This window comes from Flavobacterium sp., from assembly GCF_035292545.1.
Lineage (GTDB): Bacteria > Bacteroidota > Bacteroidia > Flavobacteriales > Flavobacteriaceae > Flavobacterium.
In genome coordinates this window covers 1-5,392 of sequence record NZ_DATDPV010000070.1, presented here as the reverse complement: position 1 = coordinate 5,392, position 5,392 = coordinate 1, and the positions used below count along the sequence as shown (strand labels likewise).

General features: G+C 35.6%; 4 protein-coding genes. All 4 read left to right on the top strand.

Annotated elements, in window-relative coordinates; translation table 11 throughout:
- A partial coding sequence (locus tag VI621_RS11925; protein ID WP_324218620.1) for a DNA topoisomerase subunit B occupies positions 1–1,783 on the top strand: 1,783 nt, incomplete at its 5' end.
- A gap of 3 nt (positions 1,784–1,786) precedes the next feature.
- Positions 1,787–2,779, top strand: coding sequence for a DUF6588 family protein (locus VI621_RS11920; protein WP_324218619.1), 993 nt, complete (start codon positions 1,787–1,789; stop codon positions 2,777–2,779).
- A gap of 27 nt (positions 2,780–2,806) precedes the next feature.
- On the top strand, positions 2,807–3,742 hold the full coding sequence (gene mdh, locus VI621_RS11915; protein WP_324218618.1) for a malate dehydrogenase: 936 nt from the start codon (positions 2,807–2,809) through the stop codon (positions 3,740–3,742).
- Between the two features lie 223 nt (positions 3,743–3,965).
- Positions 3,966–5,392: SecDF P1 head subdomain-containing protein (locus VI621_RS11910; protein ID WP_414655495.1), on the top strand; the 1,427-nt coding region annotated here is incomplete at its 3' end.

Genomic DNA, 5,392 nt, shown 5'->3' with positions numbered 1-5,392 from the left:
GGCAATGGGTGGTCATTGCGACACCATTAGGGTTGATATAAATGAAGATGGTTCCATTACTGTTGAAGATAACGGACGTGGAATTCCAGTAGGAATTCATAAAAAAGAAGGAGTTTCGGCACTGGAGGTTGTAATGACCAAAATTGGAGCCGGAGGAAAGTTTGATAAAGATTCTTATAAAGTTTCCGGAGGACTTCACGGTGTTGGAGTTTCGGTGGTAAATGCTTTGTCAAACCATTTGAGAGCTACAGTTCATAGCAGTGACGGAAAAGTGTACGAGCAAGAATATGAAAAAGGAAAAGCACTATATCCGGTAAAACAAATTGGTGAAACTACAAAAAGAGGAACGATAGTTACTTTTTATCCTGACCCAAGTATTTTTACGCAAACTATAGAGTTTACATACGATACCTTGTCAGCTCGTATGCGTGAGCTTTCTTATTTGAATAAGGGGATTACGATTACTTTTACTGATAAAAGAGAATTAGATAAAGAAGGAAAATTTGTTTCAGAAGTTTTCCATTCAGATGAAGGTCTGAAAGAATATATCCGTTATTTGGATGGAAACCGTGAACCGATTATTTCTCACGTTATCTCTATGGATAACGAAAAAGGAGAAATCCCTGTTGAGGTGGCATTGATTTACAATACCAGTTACACAGAGAATATTTTTTCTTATGTAAATAATATCAATACCCACGAAGGTGGAACGCATTTACAAGGTTTCAGAACCGGTCTGACCAGATCGTTAAAGAAATATGCAGATGCTTCAGGAATGTTGGATAAATTGAAGTTCGATATTTCAGGAGATGACTTCCGTGAAGGATTAACAGCAATTATTTCTGTAAAAGTAGCCGAACCACAATTTGAAGGACAAACCAAAACAAAATTAGGTAATAGAGAAGTTGTTTCGCCAGTAAGTCAGGCTGTTGGGGATATGATTGAAGCTTATTTGGAAGAAAATCCAAATGATGCCCGAATCATTGTTCAAAAAGTGATCCTTGCGGCACAAGCCCGTCACGCTGCCAAAAAAGCGCGTGAAATGGTACAACGCAAAACCGTAATGGGCGGCGGTGGATTACCAGGGAAATTATCCGATTGTTCTGAGCAGGATCCTGCAAAATGCGAAGTATACCTTGTCGAGGGAGATTCGGCAGGTGGAACTGCAAAACAAGGTCGTGACCGTGCTTTTCAAGCGATTTTGCCATTACGTGGTAAGATTCTGAATGTGGAAAAAGCAATGGTTCACAAAGTTTTTGAAAATGAAGAGATCAGAAATATATTTACTGCCCTTGGTGTAACAATTGGTACAGCAGAAGACAGTAAAGCATTAAATATAGAGAAATTAAGATACCATAAAGTAATTATTATGTGTGATGCCGATGTCGATGGTAGCCACATTTCTACTTTAATTTTAACTTTTTTCTTCCGTTTCATGAAAGAATTAATAGAGGAAGGGCACGTATATATTGCAGCTCCGCCTTTATATTTAGTTAAAAAAGGAAACAAAAAAGAATACGCATGGAATGATGTTCAACGCGATCAGGCCAATGAAAGAATGGGTGGAAGTGCCGGAATTCAACGTTATAAAGGTCTTGGCGAGATGAATGCGGAGCAATTGTGGGAAACGACAATGGATCCAAGTTTCAGAACTTTACGTCAGGTAACTATTGATAGTTTGGCAGAGGCAGACCGAGTTTTCTCTATGTTAATGGGAGATGAAGTACCGCCGCGTAGAGAATTTATCGAGAAAAATGCGGTGTATGCAAATATCGACGCGTAATAAATGAAAAGATTTTCAATCCTTTTTTTATTAATTACCAATATTTCGTTTTCTCAATCGAATGAAATGCTTGAAGACTTAGGGCATCTGATCAATGACGCCCTATTTTTTTCTAATCAATACATAACACCGGCAGCGGATGCGGCAATTTATCAGTCTTCATCAGGTTGGGTAAATTCAGCTAAGAAAAGACCGCTTTGGGATGTCACTTTAGGAGTGCATGCTAATGTCTTTTTTGTTCCGAATAAGGACAGAGAATTTGTAATCAATAATTCTGATTTTTCTTTTTTTTCTATAGAAAACGGTACGTCAGCTACAGTTCCGACTGCTTTAGGAAATGACAATCAGGTTTATTTAGTGGGGCAATTAGGTGATGAGGAAGTTCGAATGAAAACACCTGAAGGAGTAAATCAGGAGGTAGTTTTTTACCCTCATTTATCGGGTGCCATTGCGCTTTGGTATGGGACTGAATTTTTAGTTAAATTTGCACCCAGAACAAAATTAAAAAAGGGCGATTATCAGGTGTATGGTTTTGGTTTGAAACATAATTTGAGTCAATATCTTAAATCATTACAAGCTAATAAAATAAATTTGGCAGGGGTAGTCTGCTATTCAAATGAAGATATAAGTTTCGGTTTTCTGGATCCTCAAACAAGTTCCGGGAATTTAGGAATTAATAAAATCACTGGATTTGTGGATACCTGGCAGTTTCAAATTAATGCCTCGAAAGAGTATAAAAAGTTTGAATTTTTGGCTGGAGTTATTGCAAATACTAGTGATGTTGAATACCGATTTACAGGAGAAAAAGGGCAGATAGAGGAAGTTGTTCCGCTGCAAAGTGTTTTAAATGAAAAACTAAAAGAAATATATAAAACAAGAACTAATATAATAGGGGAAGTTTCTGCAAGATATCAAATTAGCAATCTTTATTTACAATCTACAATTGCTTTTGGTAAATTTGTGAATACAAACCTATCATTACAATACGAATTTTAATTATTTTAAATAAAAAACAACCAACAAATGAAAGTTACAATAGTAGGAGCAGGAAATGTAGGAGCAACTTGTGCAGATACAATTTCATACAGAGGAATTGCAAGTGAAGTGGTGTTATTGGATATTAAAGAAGGTTTTGCAGAAGGTAAGGCTATGGATATCATGCAATGTGCCACCAATACTGGTTTTAATACCAAAGTTTCAGGGGTTACCAATGATTATTCTAAAACGGCAAACAGCGATGTAGTCGTGATTACATCAGGTATTCCTAGAAAACCAGGAATGACTCGTGAAGAATTAATCGGTATCAATGCAGGAATTGTGAAAACAGTGGTTGAAAATGTATTGGTTCATTCTCCAAACACTATTGTAGTGGTGGTTTCAAATCCTATGGATACCATGACTTACCTGGCTTTGAAAGCTACAGGTTTGCCAAAAAACAGAATTATCGGAATGGGTGGTGCTTTGGACAGTTCTCGTTTTAGATATTATTTGTCAAAAGCATTGGACAAACCATCAAATGATGTTTCTGCAATGGTTATTGGCGGTCACGGTGATACTACTATGATTCCATTAACACGTTTGGCTTCATATAATGGTATTCCGGTTTCTGAATTTCTTTCTCAGGCAGAATTAGATAAAGTAGCTGCTGATACTATGGTTGGCGGAGCGACACTGACTGGGCTTTTAGGAACTTCAGCTTGGTATGCGCCTGGCGCTTCTGTAGCTTATTTAGTAGACAGTATCTTGAATGACCAAAAGAAAATGATTGCTTGTTCTGTATTTTTAGAAGGAGAATATGGTCAAAACGATATTTGTATCGGTGTGCCTTGTATCATTGGTAAAAACGGAATTGAACAAATTTTGGATATCAATTTAAACGATGCTGAAAAAGCATTATTTGCTAAAAGTGCTGAAGCAGTTCGTAATATGAATGCAGACCTAAAATCGGTTTTAGCATAAGTTTTTAAACAATATATAGAGAAGACTGCAACTTTGCAGTCTTTTTTTTGAGATTAATCAATAAATAAATTGGTTAATCTTTTGGTAAATTATATATTTGCTCGGTTGAAAAAATTAAGAGTACTTTAAGTTTTTATATTTTCGAAATAAAATAGCAAACTTGATTTATTTTTAACAGTTAACATAAAAATACAGAAACAAAAATTAATTAATTTTACTAATAATGCAGAATAGAGGACTTATTAAATTTTTCGCAATTTTATTTGCATTGGTAAGTATTTACCAACTTTCTTTCACATTCGTTTCTCAAAAAGTAGAAAATGATGCAAAATCATTCGCTGCCGGAGATCCAAGCAAAGAATTAAAATATTTAGATTCCATTGGGAAAGAAAAAGTATTCAATCTTGGATTTTCTGATTTTACTTATGATGAGGTAAAAGAGAAAAAAATCAACAAAGGATTAGACTTAGAAGGGGGTATCAGTGTACAGCTTCAAATCTCTGTAAAAGACATTATTAAAGGATTAGCAAATAATTCTAAAAACCCTATTTTCAACCAGGCATTGGCTGAAGCAACTAAGAACAGACAAGGAAACGAGGATTATTTAGAAGCCTTTTTTGACGAATTTGAAACTGTTGCTGCAGGAAAATTGAAATTGTCTTCACCGGATGTTTTTGCTAATAAAATATTAGGAGAAGAAGTAAACTTCAAAATGTCTGATAATGAGGTTAAGAAAGTTATCAGAAGAAAAGTAAGCGAATCTATCGGAAGTGCTTTTGAAGTATTAAGAAAACGTATCGATAAATTTGGTGTAACACAACCAAACATCCAAAAAATTGGAGAATCAGGCAGAATCTTAGTGGAACTTCCTGGTGCGAAAGATGTGGATCGTATCAAAAAATTATTGCAAAGTACGGCTCAATTAGAGTTTTGGGAAACCTATAAAATTGATGAGTTAGGAAATTTCTTAATGGCTGCAAACAATGCTTTGAAATTAACTGAAAAATCAGCTATCGAAGTTAAAGAAACTGCAAAAACAGCAACGACTGATTCAATCAGTAACTTATTAACTGATAAAACAAAAGATACGGTTGCTCCTGAAAAAGGAAACAATCCGTTATTGGATAAATTTGTTGCTCAAGGTGGCGGACCAGTTTTAGCGATTGTATCTCCAAAAGATACTGCTGCTATTAATGGTTATTTAAAAAGACAGGATATCAGAGTTTTATTGGCTTCTGATCAGCGTTATGCAAAATTCGTTTGGGGAAAACCGTCATCAATTATAGACGAGAAAACTAAAAAAGAAATTGAAACCGTTGAATTATATGCTTTAAAAGGAAACAGAGATAGTCAAGCTGCCATGAGTGGTGGAATGGTTACTGATGCAAAAGATTCATTTGACCAATTAGGAAAACCATCGGTAACGATGCAAATGAGTGGTCAGGGAGCAAAAGCTTGGGAAGAATTGACAGGAAAAGCATTTACTCAAAAAAGCAATATTGCTATTGTTTTGGATGATGTGGTTTATTCTGCTCCAGGAGTTTCCAGCGGACCAATTTCTGGTGGAAGATCTGAGATTTCAGGTGTTTTTGATGTAACAGAAACTAAAGATTTAGCAAACGTATTAAGAGCAGGTAAATTACCCGCTGC